General features: G+C 36.0%; 20 protein-coding genes. 10 read left to right on the forward strand and 10 right to left on the reverse strand.

The genetic code is table 11. The annotated features are described in order from the left end of the window. The first annotated feature begins 6 nt into the window (after positions 1-6). The 10 genes from KF896_11395 to KF896_11440 all read left to right on the forward strand — a co-directional run bounded on the left by KF896_11395 (position 7) and on the right by KF896_11440 (position 10,505). On the forward strand, positions 7-666 hold the full coding sequence (locus tag KF896_11395; protein ID MBX3044313.1) for an NADH-quinone oxidoreductase subunit B: 660 nt from the start codon (positions 7-9) through the stop codon (positions 664-666). Then, positions 667-1,143: an NADH-quinone oxidoreductase subunit C gene (locus KF896_11400; protein ID MBX3044314.1), complete on the forward strand. Its 477-nt coding sequence runs from the start codon at positions 667-669 to the stop codon at positions 1,141-1,143. 30 nt (positions 1,144-1,173) lie between these two features. After that, a complete protein-coding gene (locus KF896_11405; protein MBX3044315.1) occupies positions 1,174-2,328 on the forward strand; it encodes an NADH-quinone oxidoreductase subunit D in 1,155 nt (384 codons plus the stop codon). Positions 2,329-2,375: 47 nt separating this feature from the next. Beyond that, a complete protein-coding gene (gene nuoH, locus KF896_11410; protein MBX3044316.1) occupies positions 2,376-3,449 on the forward strand; it encodes an NADH-quinone oxidoreductase subunit NuoH in 1,074 nt (357 codons plus the stop codon). Between the two features lie 45 nt (positions 3,450-3,494). Continuing rightward, on the forward strand, positions 3,495-4,298 hold the full coding sequence (locus KF896_11415) for a 4Fe-4S binding protein (protein MBX3044317.1): 804 nt from the start codon (positions 3,495-3,497) through the stop codon (positions 4,296-4,298). Between the two features lie 36 nt (positions 4,299-4,334). Then, on the forward strand, positions 4,335-4,835 hold the full coding sequence (locus KF896_11420; protein MBX3044318.1) for an NADH-quinone oxidoreductase subunit J: 501 nt from the start codon (positions 4,335-4,337) through the stop codon (positions 4,833-4,835). Between the two features lie 21 nt (positions 4,836-4,856). Continuing rightward, positions 4,857-5,165 (forward strand): NADH-quinone oxidoreductase subunit NuoK, encoded by a 309-nt coding sequence (nuoK, locus tag KF896_11425; protein MBX3044319.1) that lies wholly within the window; start codon positions 4,857-4,859, stop codon positions 5,163-5,165. A 25-nt stretch (positions 5,166-5,190) separates the two neighbouring features. Continuing rightward, on the forward strand, positions 5,191-7,287 hold the full coding sequence (gene nuoL, locus KF896_11430) for an NADH-quinone oxidoreductase subunit L (protein ID MBX3044320.1): 2,097 nt from the start codon (positions 5,191-5,193) through the stop codon (positions 7,285-7,287). Positions 7,288-7,362: 75 nt separating this feature from the next. Continuing rightward, positions 7,363-8,970, forward strand: coding sequence for an NADH-quinone oxidoreductase subunit M (locus tag KF896_11435; protein MBX3044321.1), 1,608 nt, complete (start codon positions 7,363-7,365; stop codon positions 8,968-8,970). A 35-nt stretch (positions 8,971-9,005) separates the two neighbouring features. Continuing rightward, entirely contained in the window at positions 9,006-10,505 is a 1,500-nt protein-coding gene (locus KF896_11440) for an NADH-quinone oxidoreductase subunit N (protein MBX3044322.1), read from the forward strand. A gap of 438 nt (positions 10,506-10,943) precedes the next feature. On the opposite strand, the gene KF896_11445 is transcribed toward KF896_11440, so the two are convergent. The 10 genes from KF896_11445 to ccsA (KF896_11490) form a co-directional block, all read right to left on the reverse strand. Then, on the reverse strand, positions 10,944-12,383 hold the full coding sequence (locus KF896_11445) for a T9SS type A sorting domain-containing protein (GenBank protein MBX3044323.1): 1,440 nt from the start codon (positions 12,381-12,383) through the stop codon (positions 10,944-10,946). A gap of 12 nt (positions 12,384-12,395) precedes the next feature. Further along, on the reverse strand, positions 12,396-13,913 hold the full coding sequence (locus KF896_11450; protein MBX3044324.1) for a T9SS type A sorting domain-containing protein: 1,518 nt from the start codon (positions 13,911-13,913) through the stop codon (positions 12,396-12,398). Positions 13,914-13,979: 66 nt separating this feature from the next. Further along, positions 13,980-14,486 (reverse strand): T9SS type A sorting domain-containing protein, encoded by a 507-nt coding sequence (locus KF896_11455; protein ID MBX3044325.1) that lies wholly within the window; start codon positions 14,484-14,486, stop codon positions 13,980-13,982. Between the two features lie 14 nt (positions 14,487-14,500). After that, entirely contained in the window at positions 14,501-15,382 is an 882-nt protein-coding gene (locus KF896_11460) for a hypothetical protein (protein ID MBX3044326.1), read from the reverse strand. Between the two features lie 249 nt (positions 15,383-15,631). Beyond that, entirely contained in the window at positions 15,632-17,146 is a 1,515-nt protein-coding gene (locus KF896_11465; protein ID MBX3044327.1) for a T9SS type A sorting domain-containing protein, read from the reverse strand. Positions 17,147-17,319: 173 nt separating this feature from the next. After that, positions 17,320-17,880: a TlpA family protein disulfide reductase gene (locus KF896_11470; protein ID MBX3044328.1), complete on the reverse strand. Its 561-nt coding sequence runs from the start codon at positions 17,878-17,880 to the stop codon at positions 17,320-17,322. A 77-nt stretch (positions 17,881-17,957) separates the two neighbouring features. Continuing rightward, on the reverse strand, positions 17,958-20,261 hold the full coding sequence (gene ccsA / locus KF896_11475; GenBank protein ID MBX3044329.1) for a cytochrome c biogenesis protein CcsA: 2,304 nt from the start codon (positions 20,259-20,261) through the stop codon (positions 17,958-17,960). A 29-nt stretch (positions 20,262-20,290) separates the two neighbouring features. Then, entirely contained in the window at positions 20,291-20,689 is a 399-nt protein-coding gene (locus KF896_11480; protein ID MBX3044330.1) for a cytochrome c maturation protein CcmE, read from the reverse strand. An 87-nt stretch (positions 20,690-20,776) separates the two neighbouring features. Next, complete coding sequence (locus KF896_11485; protein MBX3044331.1) at positions 20,777-20,947, reverse strand: CcmD family protein; 171 nt, start codon at positions 20,945-20,947, stop codon at positions 20,777-20,779. Between the two features lie 12 nt (positions 20,948-20,959). Then, positions 20,960-21,838: a cytochrome c biogenesis protein CcsA gene (ccsA, locus tag KF896_11490; protein ID MBX3044332.1), complete on the reverse strand. Its 879-nt coding sequence runs from the start codon at positions 21,836-21,838 to the stop codon at positions 20,960-20,962. Positions 21,839-21,900 lie beyond the last annotated feature (62 nt).

A 21,900-nucleotide genomic window follows, 5' to 3' on the forward strand; every position in this document is an offset into this window, starting at 1 on the left:
AAAATTATGGGCTTATTAAATAGATTAGATGACCCGATACAGGGCGATGGCATAATTTTAGGTACTGTTGAAGATATATTGAATTGGGGAAGAAGCAAATCTGACTGGTATCTTCAGTTTGGACTAGCGTGTTGTGCTATCGAATTTATGGCTCTGAACGCATCTCATTTTGATATGATGAGATTCGGTGCTATTCCCAGAACATCACCCCGCCAGGCTGATTTTATAATTGTTTCCGGTACGGTAACTCTTAAAATGGCTGACAGAATCAAGACTCTTTATGAGCAAATGTCTGAGCCGCGTTATGTAATGTCTATGGGTTCATGTTCAAATTCCGGCGGTCCATACTGGGAACATGGTTATCATGTACTTAAAGGAGTTGACAGAATTATTCCGGTTGATGTTTATGTTCCGGGATGTCCACCAAGGCCTGAAGCGTTTTTCGAAGGTTTGGTAAAACTTCAGAAAATGATAAGCACACAAGCAATTTTCAGAAAACGCGAAAAAATGTCCCCTGAAGACCTTGCCGCTCTTGAGCTAAGACAAAAGAAAGTCAGAGAATATCAGGAAAGAGTTAAGCAAGAAAATGCCGACTATAATGATGTAAATAGAAAAATCTACACAGGTTATTCTCTTGATTATCTTAAAAAAGAGGAGAGTAAATAAATGACTGCAAATGAAATATACGATAAATTAAAGGCAGAATTCGGTGATGATATTCTGGCATTTTCTGAAGATGCATCAACAGAAGCTTTTATTACAGTTCGTCCGCAAAGAATTACTGAAGTTTGTCTTTATCTAAGAGATGAACCCGAATTTCTTTTCGACTATATGGTGAATTTATCGGGTGTTGACTACAAAACAAATATGACTGTTGTTTATCACTTATATTCACTTCCTAAGAATCACAGAATAGTGCTTAAAGTAGAACTTGACAGAGATACGCCCCTAGTACCTACAGTCGAAAAAGTATGGAAAACAGCAAATTGGCATGAGAGAGAAGCATTCGATATGTTCGGAATTGTCTTTGAAGGTCATCCTTTTATGGTTAGAATTTTATGTCCTTATGACTGGGAAGGTTATCCGCTCCGAAAAGATTACAAGGAGCCGGAAACATATCATGGTATTAAGGTAGCTTACTAATTTTGAAAAATAATGCTAAGAAGATAAATTATGACTGAGAAAAAAATACTTGACGTTGATTTTGGCAGGGTAGAAACTGAAAGAATGAGGATTAATATGGGTCCTCAGCACCCCTCAACACACGGTGTACTTCGCTTGGAAGTCGAGGTTGACGGTGAAATCGTAACTGAAGTTGTGCCTCATATCGGCTATCTTCACAGATGTTTCGAGAAATCATGTGAAAAAATGTCATACCCACAAGTCATACCTTTCATTGACAGAATGGATTATATTGCCTCAATGAATAATGAGCTTCCTTATGTAATGGGTATGGAAAAACTTCTTGGAATTACAGTTCCTGAAAGAATCGAAATGATTCGTGTAGCGTTTTGCGAGCTAAATCGTATAGCTAATCATCAGATAGCTGTTGCGACTTTCGGTCTGGATTGTGGTGCATTCACTCCGTTTCTCTATTTATTCCGAGACAGAGAAATGATTCTCAATCTTTTCGAAAAAGCCTCCGGCGGCAGACTACTTTTTAATTACTTCTGGATTGGTGGTCTTATGCGTGATGTTCCGCCTACATTCAAAAGTGAGTGTATGGATATTGTCAATACTGTAAGACAAACTAATGCTGAAATTATGCGACTCCTTATCGGTAACAGTATTTTTGTCGAAAGGACAGCTAATGTTGGTATTCTTCCTGCAGATATTGCTATAAATTATGGTGTTAGCGGTCCGGTTCTACGCGGCTCAGGTGTTCCTTATGATTTACGCAGATCAGAGCCGTACTCAATTTATGACAAGCTTGATTTTGATGTAGTTGTCGGAAAAGGCGAAGCAGGAACTGTCGGCGACAGCTTTGACAGAAATATTGTCAGAATGAAAGAAATGGAAGAAAGTTGCAAAATAATAGAGCAGATAGTTGCACAATTTCCTGACGAAAGTTCGGATGTTCGTGCTCTTGTGCCTCGCAGAGCAAAGCCACCAAAAGGTGAAATATATGCAAAAGCTGAAAATCCAAAAGGAGAATTAGGATTTTATATTGTTAGTGACGGCTCTGTAAATCCTTACAGAATGCGTTCGAGAGCAACCAGCTTTGTAAATCTTAGTGTACTTCCTGAAATTTCAAAAGGATATATGATTGCCGATTTAATTATGATTCTCGGTAGTCTTGATATTGTATTAGGTGAAATTGACAGATAGATTTTATCATAAAAACTGAAAATAATTCTAACTAAATAAATAAAACTATGGAACAGAATTTTATATATAACTTGTTTGGAGACGGCATAATAACTTACTCTCTGTTTGTTATTATTCCATTGACATTTTTGCTTATATATGCATTAGTTGCAATTCTTGGTGAATTGAAAATTGCGTCATGGGTTCAGGATAGGTTAGGTCCAATGCGTACAGGTTGGAAAGGTGTCCTGCAGCCGCTTGCGGAAGTTGTAAAATTGCTTCAGAAGGAAGATATTGTTCCTGATAAAGCAAACAAGCCACTTTTCAATCTTGCTCCTTATGTGATGTTTACAGGTGCTTTCGCTGCATTTGCGGCAATACCATTTGCTTTTAATTTCGTGCCTGCTCATCTGAATATTGGTTTATTCTATATTTTTGCAGTAGGTGCATTCGGAGTAATCGGTATTGTGATGGGTGGCTGGGCATCGAATAACAAATATTCGCTCCTTGGAGCTATGCGTGGCGTATCTCAGATGGTTAGCTATGAAATTCCTATAGCACTTGCAATTTTAGCAATTGCTGCTCTTGCAGGCTCACTTGATTTGCAGGTAATCATTCATCAGCAATCAGGCGGCTTGTGGAACTGGAATATTTTCGGCGGCTCAGGACCAATTTGGAAAGTCGTTATCATCCCATTTACACTTGCTCTATTTATCATTCATTTTGTCGGTGGATTGGCTGAAACAAATCGTATTCCCTTCGATATTCCTGAAGGAGAATCAGAAATCGTTGCTGGTTACCATACAGAATACAGCGGAATGAAGTTTGCCATGTTTTTCTTTGCAGAATACGCCAATATGTTTACGGTCTCTGCACTAATTGCAATTGCTTTCCTTGGCGGTTGGCAGTCACCTTTCGGCGATTTCCTGAATCAGCCGTTTATGCAGCCGGTATGGTTTATAGGAAAAGCTTGTTTCTTAGTATTTGTTCAGATTTGGCTACGTTGGACATTGCCGAGATTAAGGGTTGACCAGCTTATGTATGTCAGCTGGAAAGTAATGACACCGCTTGCGTTTGTTTGTTTCGTAGCGATTGCTGCATGGAGTATGATTAATTATATTTATTTCACTCCCGGATTATAAAAGGCAGTAATTGATAAGGAAAATTAAATAAAAGAGAGATTAATTATGGATTATTTCAAAAAAATATATGACGGACTTTCCACAACAGGTGTAGGTATGAAAATTACCTTAGAGCACTTGTTTGGGAAAAAAGTTACAAATCAGTATCCTGAAATTTATCATCCGATAACTTCAGGTGATATGCCTTTAAATTCCCGCAACCGACTTTTTGTGGATATGGCAGGTTGTGATGGTTGTGATAGTTGTGCCAAAGCCTGCCCGATAAATTGTATCGAAGTCGAAACAGTCAGAGTTACACCTGATGAAGAAAACGTTCCTGATATGAATAACGGCAAAAAGCGTAAAATGTGGGTAACCAAGCATGAGATTGATTTTGCTAAGTGCTGTTTCTGCTCATTGTGTACTTTGGTCTGCCCTACAGAAGCTATCTATATGACTCAGGAATTTGAATATTCAGAATTTGACAGAGAAAACCTAAAGTATAATTTTTCTGATTTGACACCTGAGCAAGTAGTTGAAAAGAAAGCATCATTTGAGCAGTATCAGATTAAGAAAAAAGAAGAGCAGGAAGCTAAGAAAAAAGCTGACGCTGAAGCTAAAAAAGCAGCTGAAGAAGCTTTAGCCAATTTAGCAAAAGAAGAAGAATCAACTTGCGGCTCTGAAGAGGCTGAAGATGTTACGATAAAAGAAGAACCTAAAAAAGTAGAACCTCCCAAAGTTGAGGATGCACCTACAGAGTTATCTGAAGAGGATCTTGAAAAGCAAAAAGCACGTGACGAAAGAAGACGCGAGAATGAAAGAAAAAGAGCCGAAAGAATGGCTGCAAAGGCTAAAGAAGGCGGCGAGTAAATTTTTTGAATATTTTTAACTAAATTTATAAATTATATGAACTGGTACGACATAGTATTCTACGGATTTGCGGCGATAGTTTTGATTTCAGCCGCCGGCGTAGTATTCTCCCGCAAGATGATGTATTCGGCATTTTCATTGTTGTTTACATTCTTTGGAGTTGCCGGATTGTACGTTTTACTTAATGCTGATTTTATAGCCGTTACACAAATTATGGTTTACATCGGCGGTATTTTGATTCTTATAATATTCGGTGTGATGCTCACCTCGAAGTTTGTTGATTTAGATATTAAATCAGGGACCACCGGCACAGTGCAGTATGTATTAGCCGGTCTGGCTACTGTTACATTTGGTGGCTTTCTGATTTATATGTATCTCTCTACGAGTTGGTTCGAGAAGCCTGTTCCTGTTGTAGAATCAACAGTAAAGCCTATAGGCATACTGTTAATGACCGAATATTTCTTAGCTTTTCAGGTAGCTGCGATATTACTATTAATCGCATTTATCGGAGCGGCAAAAATTGCAAGAAGAAAGTAAGTATAATTGTTGGAAATTGAAATGGAAATCGGACTAAATCATTACCTGATAATAAGCGCCATACTTTTTGCGCTGGGCTTGTTCGGTATCATAACCCGCAAAAATGCGATTATGGTTCTGATGAGCATGGAATTGATACTCAATTCTGCGAATATCAATTTCATAGCTTTTGCAAAGTACGGCGGTATGAATTTTGACGGACACATTGCGGCAATGTTCGTAATTGTGCTGGCTGCGGCAGAAGTAGCTGTTGCTCTGGCAATTGTGCTTAACATATACCATAACTTTAGGCACGTTAATATTGACGAAGTTAGTAGTATGAAAGAATAATAATAATATTTAATAGAAGCGAATTATGAGCCACGACTTATTACTTCAGTTATCATTAGTGATACTCATATTGCCCCTTGTGAGCTTTCTGATAATTATTTTTAATCAGAAAAAACTGGGCAAGGCGGCGGGCGTTATCGGTACTGTTATTCTCGGTATTGATCTTGCTTTGGCTGCGGTAGTTGCTTATGGTAAGTTAGTTACCTTTTCGGAAGAAGCGCTGATTCAATGGAAATTCAGTTGGTTCTCACTGGGTAACAGAACTATTGACCTCGGTGTGGGAGTTGATAACTTAGCGGCAGCAATGCTTATAGTAGTTACTCTGATAAGTTTTCTTGTGCATCTGTTCTCTACTGAATATATGCATGATGATAAGCGGTACCCGAGATTTTTTGCATATCTTGGCATATTTACTTTTTCGATGCTCGGAATTGTTATTGCCAATAATTTGCTGAATATGTATATATTTTGGGAGCTCGTAGGTTTGAGTTCCTATTTACTCATCGGATTCTGGTACGAAAAAGATTCTGCTTCGAACGCATCGAAGAAAGCATTCATAACAAACCGTGTGGGTGACCTTGGATTTTTTGCAGGTATTATGATTGCATTCTTTGCATTCAATACCTTTATGTTCGATGAAATTTTTGAGCAGATTCGTAACGGCGCCCTACCTTTTGAGAGCGGAACAATTCTCACAGCGATGGGAATTCTGCTATTTGCCGGTGCTATCGGTAAATCAGCACAGTTTCCACTTCATGTATGGCTTCCTGATGCGATGGAAGGTCCGACTCCTGTAAGTGCTTTAATCCACGCTGCGACAATGGTTGCAGCAGGTGTTTTTATGACAGCCAAAATATTCCCCATATTCACTGCCGATGCTCTTACTTTTGTAGCATACACAGGTGCTTTTACAGCTTTCATGGCTGCTACAATCGGTATAACACAGAACGATTTCAAACGTGTACTCGCATATTCGACTGTTAGCCAGCTTGGGTTTATGATTATGGCGCTTGGTGTAGGAGCTTATACATACGGATTTTTCCATCTTGTAACACACGCATGGTTTAAAGCATGTTTGTTTCTTGCTTCAGGTTCGGTTATTCATGCTATGCATCATGCAATGCACCAAATGCACGACCACCATACAGACCCTCAGGATATTCGTAATATGGGTGGTTTGCGTAAGACTATGCCAAAAACATACCTGACATTTTTGCTTGCAACAATTGCTATTGCCGGTGTGCCTTTAACATCAGGCTTCCTGAGTAAGGATGGTATCCTTGCCGGAACGCTTGCATTCGGCAACTTAAGCGGACACTGGCTCATTCCGGTTATGGCATTTTCTGCTGCCGGTATGACTGCATTCTATATGTTCAGACTGACAATAGTATCATTCCATGGTGAGGCAAAAACTGAAGTTGCTGCAAAAACTCATGAAAACAAAACTCAAATTGTCCTTCCGCTTGTGGTGCTTGCTATACTTTCAATCTGGATTTTCTACTCATTCAATCCGATTGATGCATCATCCGGCTGGTTTGCTAAAGCATTTAAACCTGTCGCAACTGTGGTTCCGGCAGAGTTGCAATTCGACTTCATAACGCCTTTGGAAAGTCATGGTGCGGAGCATGGAGGACATTCTGTTTTAAATAAATTTGAAGAAGAATTGCATCACCAGCATTATACTGCTATGTTCCTGTCTCTCGCAATTGCGGGTTTTGGTATATTTCTGGCATTTATGTTCTATCAATATAAGAAAATTAACCCCGAAAAGGTCGCAAATGCTATCAAACCTCTATATCTATTATCTTACAATAAATGGTATATTGATGAAATTTACGAAAAGACATTTATTGGTGGTACTTTACTGTTTTCAAAATTAATGTATTGGATTGATTCCAAAATCTTCGACGGTATTGTTAATGGCATGGGATATTTATGGAGAGGATTGGGTACTTTTACAGGTAAATTTGACAACGGCGTTGTTGATGGTTTGGTTAATTTATCCGGCGGTATGGTAGGTTTTTCAGGTTCGGTTTTAAGAAAATTACAAACAGGACGCGTGCAAACATATTTGCTGCTAAGCATAATCGGTTTAATTGTTTTAATTTGGTGGGTAGTTTAACAAAATGAAAAATTTAGAAAATAAAAATAAATCGGAGGATTAATGTCAGGCACTTTAAACATATTTGGGGTCGGAATTCTCACCTGGATAACCTTCTTGCCAATATTGGGTATGATTGCTATTCTTGCAATACCAAGTGGTAAAGATGAATTAAGCCGTGCCCGTTCATTGAATTATTTCAGATATATAACACTGTTTGTTACTTTCATTCAGTTGGTTTTGGCTTTAGTTATATATTCTAACTTCAATTTAAGTATGCCGGGTATCAATGATGCGGGCTCAATGCAATTCGTAGAACGCTTTACATGGATTTCTGTTACCGGTCTCCCAATGTTCGGTAATTTGACAATCGAATATTTTATGGGTATTGATGGTATCAGTATGCCAATGCTTCTGCTGACAGGAATTGTATCCTTCCTTGCAACATTTGCATCCTGGGGCATAAAGAAAGCTGCTAAAGGCTATTTTGCGATGTACCTTCTGCTTGTTACAGGTATGATGGGCGTATTCGTTGCTTTAGATTTCTTCTTATTCTATGTATTTTGGGAATTAATGCTGCTTCCGATGTACTTTTTAATCGGTATTTGGGGCGGTCCTCGTAAAGAATATGCGGCTATTAAGTTCTTTCTTTATACGCTTTTCGGTTCTGTATTCATGCTACTGGTGATGATTGCTCTCTATTTTGCGGTCGGTTCATTCAATATGTTTGAAATGATGAATCCTGCTAATTACGATCAAAATTCAATCCTTTACGGATTTGGTACAAATTGGAGATATATCGCTTTCGCGGCACTCTTTGTAGGGTTTGCCATCAAAGTTCCGATTGTACCATTTCATACATGGTTGCCGGATGCGCACGTAGAAGCACCTACTGCAATATCTGTAATTCTTGCCGGCGTACTTTTAAAAATGGGTACATACGGTATGATACGTATTGCCTGGCCTATGTTCCCTGATGCTGTGGTTTATTTTAACTGGTGGATAGCGTTTATAGGTATGGTGAGTATTGTCTATGGAGCTTTATGTGCATTGGCTCAGTTCAATGTTGGCAAACGAGACTTCAAAAAGCTTATCGCTTATTCATCTGTCAGCCATATGGGTTACGTTATGCTCGGTCTTGCTGCTCTTAATACCGAAGGTTTGGTCGGAGCAATTTTCCAGATGTTTAATCACGGTACTATTACAGCTATGCTCTTTATGATTGTTGGCGTACTTTATGACAGATCTCACACACGTAATCTCGATGAGTTTGGTGGTATGGCTAATAAAATGCCGGTTTACACAGGTATTATGACGATAGCATTTTTTGCAGCTATTGGTCTTCCGGGGCTTAGCGGCTTCGTCAGTGAAGCACTTGTATTTTTAGGTGCATTCAAAACTTACCCTGTGCTTACTGTGATTTCAGGACTTGGTATCATTCTTGGTGCAGGCTATATGCTCTGGGCACTTCAGAAAGTGTTCTTTGGAAAACTTCCTGAAAAATGGTCAGGTCCTTGGGATACAACAGGAAAAATTTATAAAAATGATGATATAAATTATATCGAACTTAGTGGTTTGGTTCCTCTTGCAATTATTGTGATTTATCTTGGTATCAACCCAAATCCTGTTATCGGTATGATGACTTCTTCAGTCAATCATTTTGTTGAACTGATTAGAATTGGCGGCAACTTTGCCGGTTTGTAATTAATTATTGTTGAAAATTAAAAAAAAGAATAGATATGTACGATGCAATTGTCAATGACTTATTAAACAGTCTCGGGTTATTCAGACCCGAGCTGGCATTGCTTGCAACTTTTGTCTTGGTAATTATTGCAGACTTAGTATTCAAAAATAACAAGGTAAATGCCGGCATTTCAATTTTAGGAAGTTTAGTAACTGCTGTGTTTTTGATTATGCAGTCCGGAATTGTTTCCGGAGCATTTCAAAATCTTACATCAGTTGACCCCTTTGCTGACTTCTTTAAAATGATTATTATCATTTCGACTATACTTGTGCTTGTGATGTCGGAGTTTAGTGAAGAACTTCATAAGCGTGATGTATGGATGGGCGAGTATTATATGCTTGTTCTTGGTATGGCAATTGGTATGTTTTTGCTTGCCGGTGCATCAAATCTCATATTGATTTACCTTGCTGTCGAAACTATGAGTATGAGTTCTTATGTTCTTGCAGGATATACTAAGGAAATAAAACGCTCAAGTGAAGCCTCACTGAAGTATGTTATTTTTGGTTCGCTATCTTCGGGTATTATGATTTATGGTATGTCGCTGATGTTTGGTATGACAGGTTCCTTGAATATTTACGAAATTCAGACATACTTCATGCAGTACGGATTTAGTGAACTATCAGTATTTATTTCAGGGCTTATGATTATTGCAGGTTTTGCGTATAAAATATCCGCTGTACCTTTCCATTTCTGGACACCTGACGTTTATGAAGGCTCACCTGTTTCGATAACTGCATATTTATCAGTAGCATCTAAAGCTGCGGGTTTTGCAATCTTTATCAGATTTATGCGACTTGCTTTCCTTGATACTAATGCATCAAGCGAGGCAAATTGGGCATTGCTCGAAGGACTACCATGGGATTATATAATTGCTATATTTGCAATTGCCACAATGACGCTTGGCAATTTTGTAGCTCTCTGGCAAAGTAATGTCAAACGTATGCTCGCTTATTCATCAATCGCTCATGCCGGCTACTTGCTGATGGGTGTTGTTGTTATGTCAAGTTCAGGTATTATGAGCATACTGGTATATTTCTTCTTCTATATGCTTATGAATTTCGGTGCTTTCTTTGTTGTAATGTTATTTGCCCATAAGATTGGCAGTGAAGAACTCGATGATTACGAAGGACTCGGTTACAGGGCTCCTGTTATGGCTACGTTTATGACAATATTTATGGTTTCGCTAACCGGTCTTCCGCCTACTGCGGGTTTTGTTGGTAAACTTGTACTTTTCGGTGCAGTACTTGAAGGTGGGTGGTATTGGATGGCGGTAATTGGTGTTCTCAATAGTGTTATTTCACTTTTCTACTATGCCAAAGTTATTCGCAATATGTGGGTCAGAAAAGTTGAAGCAAAGAAAGAACCATTCTCTTTCTCTTATGCAAGCCAATTAGTTGTGTTTATGCTGGCTCTACCTACTTTGATTTTCGGTTTGTTCTACGGACCAATTTTGAGATGGGCTGAGTTCTCAGTCAAAATGTTCTTAGGCAACTAATTACAGTAACTATCAATATATTTAAAAATCCCTGTAAGCATATGTTTGCAGGGATTTTTTGTTGTATGATACGTTTAATTACTTGTAATCATTTGAGATAACTATGAATATTGTTATTTAACTTTTTGAATTTCATTTAGCTTATACCTGAATTCGTCGAATTGTGGTCTGAGGATGAGTTCAATAAAAATCAGCCCAACAATTCCTATTAATTAATATATTCAATTCTGTAACTTATCTTTTGACAAAAAATATTGATTAATTCGGTTGGTTTTTATTAATGGATGCATTGCCTTCGATTCTGAATGAAAAAAACTTCTTTAGAAGATGTCCGACACCTTGCAAGTGTCGGACATCTGATTTGGCTACATAATTTTATCGCAAAGGGCTGAAGCCCTTTGTTGCAACTTTTGATTAAACTTTCAACTTTTTACTATCTCACATCTTCACAAATTTCTTGACAATGGAGCAAGCTCCATTGCTTCCAATAATTTGTACGAAATACACTCCCGTGGGCAGATGAGATACATCAATTCTTAAATTCCCCTCTCCTGTGGGTGGCTGCGAAGCAGACGGGGTGGATATGACTTCCAAACCAAGCATATCAAATATTTGCACTCTATCTGCCGCAAAGGGCTGAAGCCCTTTGTTGCGTAATTGAATTGTGATGAAATCACTTGCGGGATTAGGGTGGATTGAGATTTGAGTATTGTCAGCAAAATAATTATAATCATGAACAGAAACCGTTGATAATTTGATTTCCATTACACTTAACGTATCAATTCGTGAAGTTAAAATAATCAAATTACTCAAATGAGTTTCAAACAAACCAATTATTGTGTGAAAACTCTGCCATTCATATTTATTTAGAATGTCGCCATTTATGTTTAATATCTTTAAAAAATTGATTGAAACTTCTAATGGATCAGCACTAACATTGTATCCCCAATAAGCTATTCTATCATTACTAATGAATTTTGTTCTTAACCAAAAATGATTTGTTAAATCGTCGTATAATGGGATATTTGTAATAATTTCTCCATTATTATTTAATTTAAGTATAGAAAAATATTTATCTTTGTCTTCTTTAACATAATATAATATGAATATGTTGTCAGCTTCAATTTTATAATCCTGATAAAATATTCTTTTATTATTTGGCAATTGAATATCAGTCTCCCATTTAATCTTACCCAGTGTATCATATTTAACTAAAACCAAATGATCTACTGAACCATCAAGGTATAGTGTTGGACCATAGAATAATGTGAATAAATCAAAATTGGCTGAATCTATTTTTAAACGAGGGTATGGATACAAGTATAATTCTGATTTAGGTTTTTCTAATTTAATTTCAAATTTCTTATTAAAGAATTTATCAAAATAATATAGATATCCATCGAGAGTTTCAAAATCACTCACATACTGAATGATACTTTCATTGTAATAAATAGGATTCGAAGTTGCATAGTAATTTGACGGTAAATCAAAAGGAACAAAGGAAAGAGAGTCTCCGTCTTCATCTGTAACCAAAATATTTATCTTGCCATCATATTTAGTGAAATAGTGATGCTCATTATTTAGATCAGAAACAAAGTAAGGTTTTGCGGTTTTGCTCATAACTGTACTTATGTTTTTTAGTAAATTACCATTAAAATCAATATCAATAATTGCTGGGTTTTTTAATAGTAATTTAGGTGGCTGTCCATCTATTAGCAATCTAATTTTTTTATTGTCAATGCTGTAATTTATCAAATTTAAATAAGATAGATTTTTTACTTTGCAATTGACTTCCCACACCTTATCCAATTCTGCTTGTGATTTGGAAAAATAAGGAAAAAAGAGAATCAGGATTAAAAAGTTAATATAAAATTTCATTTTCATTTTCCTCTATTTAATGATTAAAATATTTTCGGTAACTGTTCCTGATGACAAGCCAAATTCATTGATGAAATTGATTCTTAAAATATAATTTCCGGAATTAAGATTCTTTGTACTCAAATCATATTCATCTGTGAAGTTAAATTTTTGAACTTCTTTTCCATTGATATCAACCAAACTGCAAAGAGCTGTCATATATGAGTCGTAATTGATAGTTTTAATCCTGACATAATCACTTGCAGGATTTGGATATAAGCCGATTCTAAATTCCCGGCTTGCAGATTCATTAGCCACATTTGTTAAAAAATCAGGTTTAATTTCTGCTAAATAATATGAATCCCATCCATTTCTACCTAAAACTATTATATTGCCGTCTTCATTTTCCACTACACCTTTGACAGCATTAATATTGGTAAATCTATTCCATGAATATTCTTCAACAACTTTGCCTGAAGAATCAATAATCATCATATAAAAGTCAGAACCTTCCTCATTCTCTTTTGTCCGTGCCGGGATACGACCATAGATAGCATAGAATTCACCATTTCTAAGAGGTGTAAATGATTGTTCTATCCGTGTTATTGGATCAGCATGATTCACAGTCTTCGACCATAATTTAATACCATCTTTATTGACTTTAGCAAAGTAAAGAGCTTTATCGGAAAGAGTATTAAATACTTCACCAATTATAAAGAATGATGAATCAGTGTTTTCTCTGATATAATATATATTAAGTCTTTTATACCCTTCATTATGAAGTTTGGAATTCCAAATCAGATTGCCATCTAAATTAAATTTACAAATATATACAAAATCATTCCAACCGTAATGATCTTGTTTGGTATCAATCGGACTGTAGAGAGTAGTAATAATATGCTTATCAGAACTCGGAAATAAATAATACTGCTGTTTATCCCAATGTATCGGCTCATTAATGCCTGCTGTATCAAGTTGCAAATCTCTGATATATTCTCCATCATCATTTAGAACCAAAAGTTTTTGTTTATTTTCCTCTTTGTAAGCGTGGAAGAAGCCGACATAAACGCTATCATAAAATGAGTTTGCATAAGCCGGATCATAAAAAATCATCTTATTTGAAGAATCAGAGTGGAAATTCTCCATTTCTCCGTCACTTTGAATTTTAATACTATGATAATTTGAAAGTCCACCAGGAGCCCAATTCCATATACCTCTAAATTCCATATAGTTGTTATTTCTATAAAAGTAATAAATAAATGAGTTACCACCATTTCTCCCTTTCATTTGGTCAGCTTTTTTATTATAAATCACATTTCCAAAAATGTCTGTTTTTATATTATTAATAGCTTTCAATGTTGGTTCATTCTGGTTACTCCCTGCGAGCCAAATATATAATTCGTTATCAAATATTCCTAATTTGTAAATCCAAACACCTGTCATATTATTTAATTCTAATTCTTTCTCCCAAACAATATTGGGATTAGCCTTGGTATGATGATGTAAAGCAATAATTTGTAAAAAAAACAATATTAAAAATAACTTTCTCATCTGCATTTTCTCCTTATAATATGAATCCTCCACTAAACAAAATGATTAGTGGAGGATAATTAATTTTTAAATTTTGACAAACCTGAAAAATTTGTCAACACCGGATATGATAATAATATAACAACCATTTGGCAGAAAGCTCAAATCTAAACTTGTAACCTCTGAAAAATATAATTTATCGGAATAATGTAAATATCCAGTTAAATCAAAAATTTTCAAGTCTCGCTTTAAGCTTTCATTTTCCGAGAAGACAATGTTGATAGATTCTTTTACCGGATTTGGAAAAATAGAAATATCATCAATAGTTACAGGTATTTCAACTTCATTTTTTTTAAACCACGTATTTCCGAAATCATTAGAATTTAATATTACACCGTCTAATCTTACATACTTTAGATTTCTGGGACCTTGTTTGAATAAATCATCATTCTTTTCTGTTTTTATAAGTAAGAAGTTGCTTATTCTTTTCTGTCCTTCAATCCTTGTGTTTATTAACTTCAATTCTTCCTTACATTCTGAAATGGAAGTGAATAATATCGAAAATAACACAAATAACATAATGAATAATTTCATAATTTTTCTCCTTATTATTCACCACAGTTTTGAGAGCAATTAATAAAATGTCTTTCATATTCCTCAGGGTAAGGGCACAAATTCACAGGTTCAACTAAAACGTTACAATTTCCCTGAGTATAAGTATCAACATTTGTTACCTGCAATTCACTCCCACAGTAGCAGAAATATTTCCGGTGTTCGCAGCAGGCTACGGTTGTTTCGCTATCACAATGGATAGGAGTTACACTGGTATTTCTAAAGCCAAGTGGTCCTACAGGTCCTTTTAATACACAATATGCACGACATTTCGGTTGAGTATAGTAAACTTCAAAAATGTTGTCACAGCCGGTTGGAGCATCGTCACAATTCGGTGGAATTCCGCTGCAATTCGGAATTGATATAGAATTATCAACTATGTATTCTTTACCAAGTGTGTAAAAAATTGCATCAACAAGCATATTCCAGTATGCTTGATTCATTATTCCACCCCAATTATCAGGAAAACCCGGGAATAACTGAGCCATCAAACCTTGGCAATAATCCGGTATATCAATGCTTCCTAATCGGTACTGTAAAACTTTTCTGGGTGGAGAACAAGATATATCCAAACATTCTCTGTATGAATAAAAAACAGTAATCTGACACGCAGTAAAAACAGGAAAAGAACGGGTTACAGTTACTGAAATCCAAGGATCACATTGTAAGTTTTGTTGCTCTTCATAGCAGTCCTGCTCAGAATATGCCAAATCCGGACTAAAACTTAATACACAAATCAGGACAATTACAGGCATTGCACGCATCACTTTTGAGCACCATAAATTAATGGTACTAATGATATTACTCTGTAGCTCTGTAGCTCTGTTGCTCTGTTGCTCTGTTGCTCTGTTGCTCTGTTGCTCTGGTTGATAACGCATAAAAAACTCCTTTAAATTATTGAAACAATCTCCCTTTAACAGGGAAAATTATAATTATAATCAAACAAAGTTCAATAACTATAAAAAACTTATAAATTCTCTGCTAATTATAAGTTTTATCAACTATGACAAATTTCCATAAGCAAATTAATAAAATTATAATTAACTACCAAATATTTTATAAACATATTTAGATTATAATGCAAAAAAAATCCAATCCCACAGTTCGCTTTTAGGGGGATTTGACTTTTACATCTTCACAAATTTCTTGACAATGGAGCAAGCTCCATTGCTTCCAATAATTTGTACGAAATACACTCCCGTGGGCAGATGAGATACATCAATTCTTAAATTCCCCTCTCCTGTGGGTGGCTGCGAAGCAGACGGGGTGGATATGACTTCCAAACCAAGCATATCAAATATTTGCACTCTATCTGCCGCAAAGGGCTGAAGCCCTTTGTTGCGTAATTGAATTGTGATGAAATCACTTGCGGGGTTTGGCGTTATAACGAACAATGATTCTTTGCTCTCTTTTACTACTGTATTATCATTAAATTCAAAGGCGCCGGCTGAGCGTGGTTGCAGGTAATTATTGCCCGAATAGTCCTGAATCGGCATACCTGTGTATGTTATATATGAGCGGGCAGAACTTGCAGCTTTAAGACGGAAATCATTATTTGTAAAGTTTTCAAAAAATGGGTCTAAGCCTACGACCTGATTTATTTCTGTTGCCGGCAAATTAGGTCCCTGCCAGTTCGGATTTTGATGATTGTACCAATAATTATTTCTGAATGTAAATGTTTCAGGTGCTGTGTTTGTTCCGACATTGGTTTCTGTGCTGATATTGCCAAAATAAATTATATTATTTTCAAATCTGTTATTTCCGCATTTTTCAAAGCGGCTTTCATCTACTGTTTCCTGTAAAATTCTGATGACCCAGCGCTCAGGATTAATAATTGTATTATTTATCACATCTACTCTGACACTGCCGACATAAGCAATCGGGGCGAGCGAACCAATGAAAATATTTGAATAAACCTGCAAATCGGCTGCCTCAAATTTTGCATCAATTGGTCTGAAATATTGAAGTCCTGTGCTACCGCCGAGGTTTAAAGTTCTTTGTCCGCAATTTTCAAAATAATTTGCATAAATTTCAATATATTGAGTGCCTCCTTTGGCTTGGATGGCATTGCTACCCATATTCTTAAATATACAGTTTTGTATCTTACCATTATGGCAACCCACCATATCTACGCCACTTCCACCTGCTGAGCCGTTCTCAAAAATGCAGCTTTTTATAATGAAATTGTCCACGCCTGACATTTTCAATAAATCATTATTGCCCGTGGCGGAAATATCTCTGAATATGCAATCTGATATAGTGATAAATTCGGCAGGAGTAGAGTAATCGCCGCCATCATCTATATTCATTCCGTTTGAGGTTTGATTCTCTATGATTAGTCCCTGAATTTCGACATATTTAGCATCAGAGAATTGAATAGAATTTCCGCCACCGCGAATTATTACTTCTGTATCCGGCTGGCCAATAATAAAAATTCTTAGGTCGGCAGTCCCCTGAAGTTTACTAATAAGCATACCACCCTGATGTACGCCGCCATATACAAAAATCGTATCACCTGCTTCTGCCTGAAGTGCTGCTAAACGAATTGTAGCATATTCTTTTCCTCCTCCAACCTGAAGTGTTTTAGAATATAGATTATTGGAAACTGTAACCAGTAATAATATCAGGTAAATTGTTTTCATAACATTAAATTCTATTTTTTGATAAATAACATAATACAAAACTAAAAATAAAATATTTAAATATTATAAAATATTATAAAATATTTTATTAAAACTATACATTACACTTGTTTCAAAAAAAAAGCTGCATTGTAAATAAACAAAGCAGCTTTAAAAGATTTATAAGTAAAATATTATTTTAAAACTCTGTTAATTGATGCCATGAAAGTAGCTTTATCTCTTGCACCAACGATTTTTTCAACAATTTTACCGTTCTTATCTATGATAAATGTTGTTGGAACAGCAGGTATTTTACCGTAAGCATTAGTAATATCCTGATTACCAATGAAATTTACATAATCAATACCACGCCCAGATCCAAATTCAGTGACAGTTTTTGCAGCCTGTTCAGGTGTACCTCTTTCAAGAGCAACTCCAATGACGATGAAGTCTTTATTCTTAAGATCTTTACTGATTTCAATAATATCAGGTAATTCTTTTTTACATGGACCGCACCAGGTACCCCAGAAATTCAGAAATACAACTTTGCCTTTAGTAAGCTCGGCTAAAGAGCGGTCTTTACTTCCATCTTTATACTTAAAGTCAACCATATAGCCATCTTGAGCAGGCATAACAGAATTAATAAAATAAACCGGCGTTTTGACGGAATTGCTTTCTGCTTTAGAATCAGAGCATGAAACTACCGATAAATAAATACCTGCTAATAGTAATGCCAGAAAAACTTTTTTTAACATCATTTTCTCCAAAATATAAATAATTGATTATCTTTCATTATAAAGACGAAACATTATTATAAAGATTACAAAGAATATTACTCTTCAGCAATATTTTTTTTATTCTTTGTAGGATATTTGTAAAGAGCCAAGAAAAATCCTGCTGTCACAGCAAGTGTACCAAGCCATACAAGGTTGATAAAAGGCTTAACTGAAACATCAAAAGTAAATACATCAACAAGTGCCGGTTCGGGTTTACCAGCTTCTTTGAAGCTTAGTACAGCTCTGGTATTATGAATGTTATCCACATCTCGGATAAGTTTCGTCATAGCTATTTCCACCTCAGAATCTGCAATTTTCTTCCAGCTTGGCTGGGCTTCCCATGATGTAGCATCGAGCAGAGAATTCAAAGTATCACTAAATATAGTACCATCAATATGTTCAATACTAACTACAGTATTGAGAACTACACTATTTCCGGAGAATGCCGCGTTTTTATCCATAACAAAGCTTTTAACCGAAACCATCAAATTAGTATCCAGTGGTATTGTTGCTTTATCATCTTTACGAAGTGCAACTCGTGGAAGATCACTTTCAGCTTCGATAGCCTTTGGAGAAAGATATATATCTTTTTCTAATTTCGTATAAACACCCGGCTCAAGAAATGGCGATTGCTTTTCGTTGAAATCACTCCAGTAAACTATCGGGCTTGCCATACCGGAACTACCATTCTTTTCGATTTTAATGTTATATTTAAACTTCTCACGGTCTTTAAATTCGGTTTCGATTTGATTGTAGCCAACGAAAGTAAAATCATAGCCAAAAGCGGACTTAGTTTCATTAGTTTTTAGTCTTACTTGCTTAGTAGATGAGTAAACCCCACTAATTACAGCACCAAGAATCAAGAATACCAATCCAATATGTGCAATATACGCACCTAATGATTTTGGGTTGGATTTGACATTCCTAATCAAATACTCAAGATTTGTTATCAAGGAGAAAAAGGCAGCAAATGTAAGTAGTATAAAATTCAGATTGTCTAATCCCATAAAATAAAATACAGCAACCAAAACTACTGAAGCACCTGTCGGTATAATTAACTTGCCGAAAATATCAGAAATATTGCCTGAATTCCATCTTTGATAGAGGGAAATACCATTTAGAATCAAAAATATAACAGCAAAAATACTTCCGAATTTATCATAATTTGAAATATCAACAGCGACTTTTTCCTGACCAAAAAGTTCAGCGACTGCGGGCCATGATGTCCCCATAATTACAATTGCAGCGAGTGCAAGGAATACAATAGCACCAAGAGATACTGAGTATTCTTTTGATGCAAATGAAATTGCCTTTTTGCCGACATAAGCAGTCATATCCTTCCATCTTGTAGCCATATAAAATATGCCGAGTCCAAGGTAAATTACCTGAAATAATATTAGCATATTATATACAATAGCGCCCGGAGTTACAAACGAGTGAACCGAAGTATCTCCCAAAATTCCGCTTCGAGTTAGGAACGTTGCATATACAACAAATATGAATGTTAAGAGACCTAATGCGATATTTGTCTTAACAAGTCCGTTGGTTCTTCTTTGAACTAACAAAGTATGAATGAATCCAACAGCAATCATCCATGGAATAAGTGAAGAATTTTCTACCGGATCCCAAGCCCAGAAACCGCCCCATCCGAGTGTTTCATAAGCCCAGTAGCCGCCCATCATAATTCCAAGCCCAAGAATACCTGCACCAAAAAGTGTCCATGGCATAACTTTATCTATCCATCCTTTGTAATCACGCTTGATTAATGCAGTCAGGGCATAAGTATAAGGTACAGCCATCATGGAATATCCGATAAACAGAATCGGAGGATGAATTGTTATCCAGTAATTTTGTAAAATAGGATTTAGTCCGCGTCCATTTACAGGCATGAAACCCACCTCTAAGTTTTCGGCTGCAAACGTTTCCCATACATAGTCAAACGGACTTTTGAAAATGAGAATAACAGCAAGAAAAAATATGATGGATGTGAAAATTCCCATAGACAGCGACTGATAACCATATCGGGCTGTTCGGTAATTAATTACCAAGCCGATAATAGTAAGCATAAGCATCCAAAGCATAAATGAGCCCTGCTGACCGGAATAAAACGATGCAACAAGGAAGTAATCATGTAGCTCAGTAGAAGAATATTCCCAAATATATGTAAACTGGAAATTATGAGCTAAAATATTCGATAGAAGATAAATACATGCCGCAACAACTGTAAATGTCATAGCATAGTATGAAAAAACGCCTAATTTAAGTAGATTATCTCGTCCTTTTTTATCAGAAAACAGATATGCAAGGACCGAGATTCCACTAAAGGCAACAGTCATATATATCAATACTTTTCCAAGCATTTCAACCACTTAATATTATTTTTAAAAAATCAGTTATATAGGGATGCACCCTTAAGCTCGTCGAACTGTCCTTCATATTTTGAAGGGCATTTTGTAAGCACTTCTTTGGCGTGAAATTTATCGCCTTCGAACTTACCTTTGATAACAACCATTGGTGCAACATCAAAATTATTTGGTTTAGCACCTTCTACTCTTACATGGGATGAGTTGCCATTTTCGTCGTTCATTAAAAAAATGAACTCATTCTTATCAGAATCATAATGATAATTCTCTGATTTATTCCATGAACCCACGACTTGTACAATTTTACCGGACTCTTTAGCATGCTCAAAATCGGTATATTCAATCTTTGAAGAATCAAAAGATAAATAAGCCACAACTACGAAAACTACCCCGATAACACTGCCAATGATATATTTTTTATTCATAATTTTTAACTCAAATTAAAGTTTTTAAAATTTCATATTCTTAAACTGTAATATAAGACTTTTTTTTCAAATAACATACAAAAATCGTTATATGTTGCTATTTTCATCTAAGTTTATTTCATCTGAATTCACAATTTGTCGCTCGAGCCTGCTAATTTTAGAATCAAGCATGAACATATATATTGCTATTCCGACCCAGAGAATTATAGCTATACCCAAAACAACAAATAGTGAATTATCGTGCAAAAATGCTTCCATTTATTTATATCCTTATGATATTTTGTGATTAATTTTATTGGTTCTCATCAGCATGTTGAGAATCCAGAAATATATTACTGTAAATGCAAATAATGACAGTCCAAAACTCCACAGCATATTTGTATCAAGTGCATTTGGTTGAGCAGAAACAAGCGGACCTGCATTTACATCATCTTTGGAGCCGGGATGCAAACCTGTTGCAAGTCTTGGAAGAACAAACACTAAAAATGGAACTGTGACAAACGAAATTATCGAATAAACACTCGAAAGTTTTGCCCGACGGTCTTCGCTGTCAATTGCAGCACGAAGTGCGAAAAATGCAGCATAAATCATAATCAATATGAATATTGAAGTTTGACGCGGGTCCCAATTCCAGTAGCTACCCCAGTTATATTTAGCCCAAAGCATACCGGTAACAGTAGCAAGAATTGCAAAAAGATTTCCAAGGGAGGCTGTTGATGCATTATAAATGTCCCATTTCAGGTCATTTGTTCGTAGGTACATAATGGCATATATCATTGACATCAGATAAGCAACAACTGCAATCCAAGCCATAGGTACATGGAGATTCAGAATTTTGATTCTTTCGTCAAGATTCGGAACAAAAGGATAATCAAAAGGCGGATTGATGAACTTAGTGCCTATATATTCGAGCGCATCAAAATCCTTGTTATATTTCGCTTTAATCACAAGCTTATTGGCTGCCTTAAACTCTTCAGGTAAATTTTCTGACCTGATAATTAGTTTTCGGTTGTATTTGAGATTTTCTCCCGATTTGATATCGGCATCTCCGAGCCCCTTAATCCAGAATTTATTGACCTCATCATAAACAAACTGGTCTTTGCGGACATTTATGGATATATTCAAAGATTCGTAATAGCCTTCTTTCATATATCCGGCAGTTGACAGGTTGCCTGTTACCGGAGGACCGATAGTCATTACTAATGCGATTA

It is taken from the genome of Ignavibacteriota bacterium, from assembly GCA_019637995.1.
Lineage (GTDB): Bacteria > Bacteroidota > Ignavibacteria > Kapaibacteriales > UBA2268 > JANJTB01.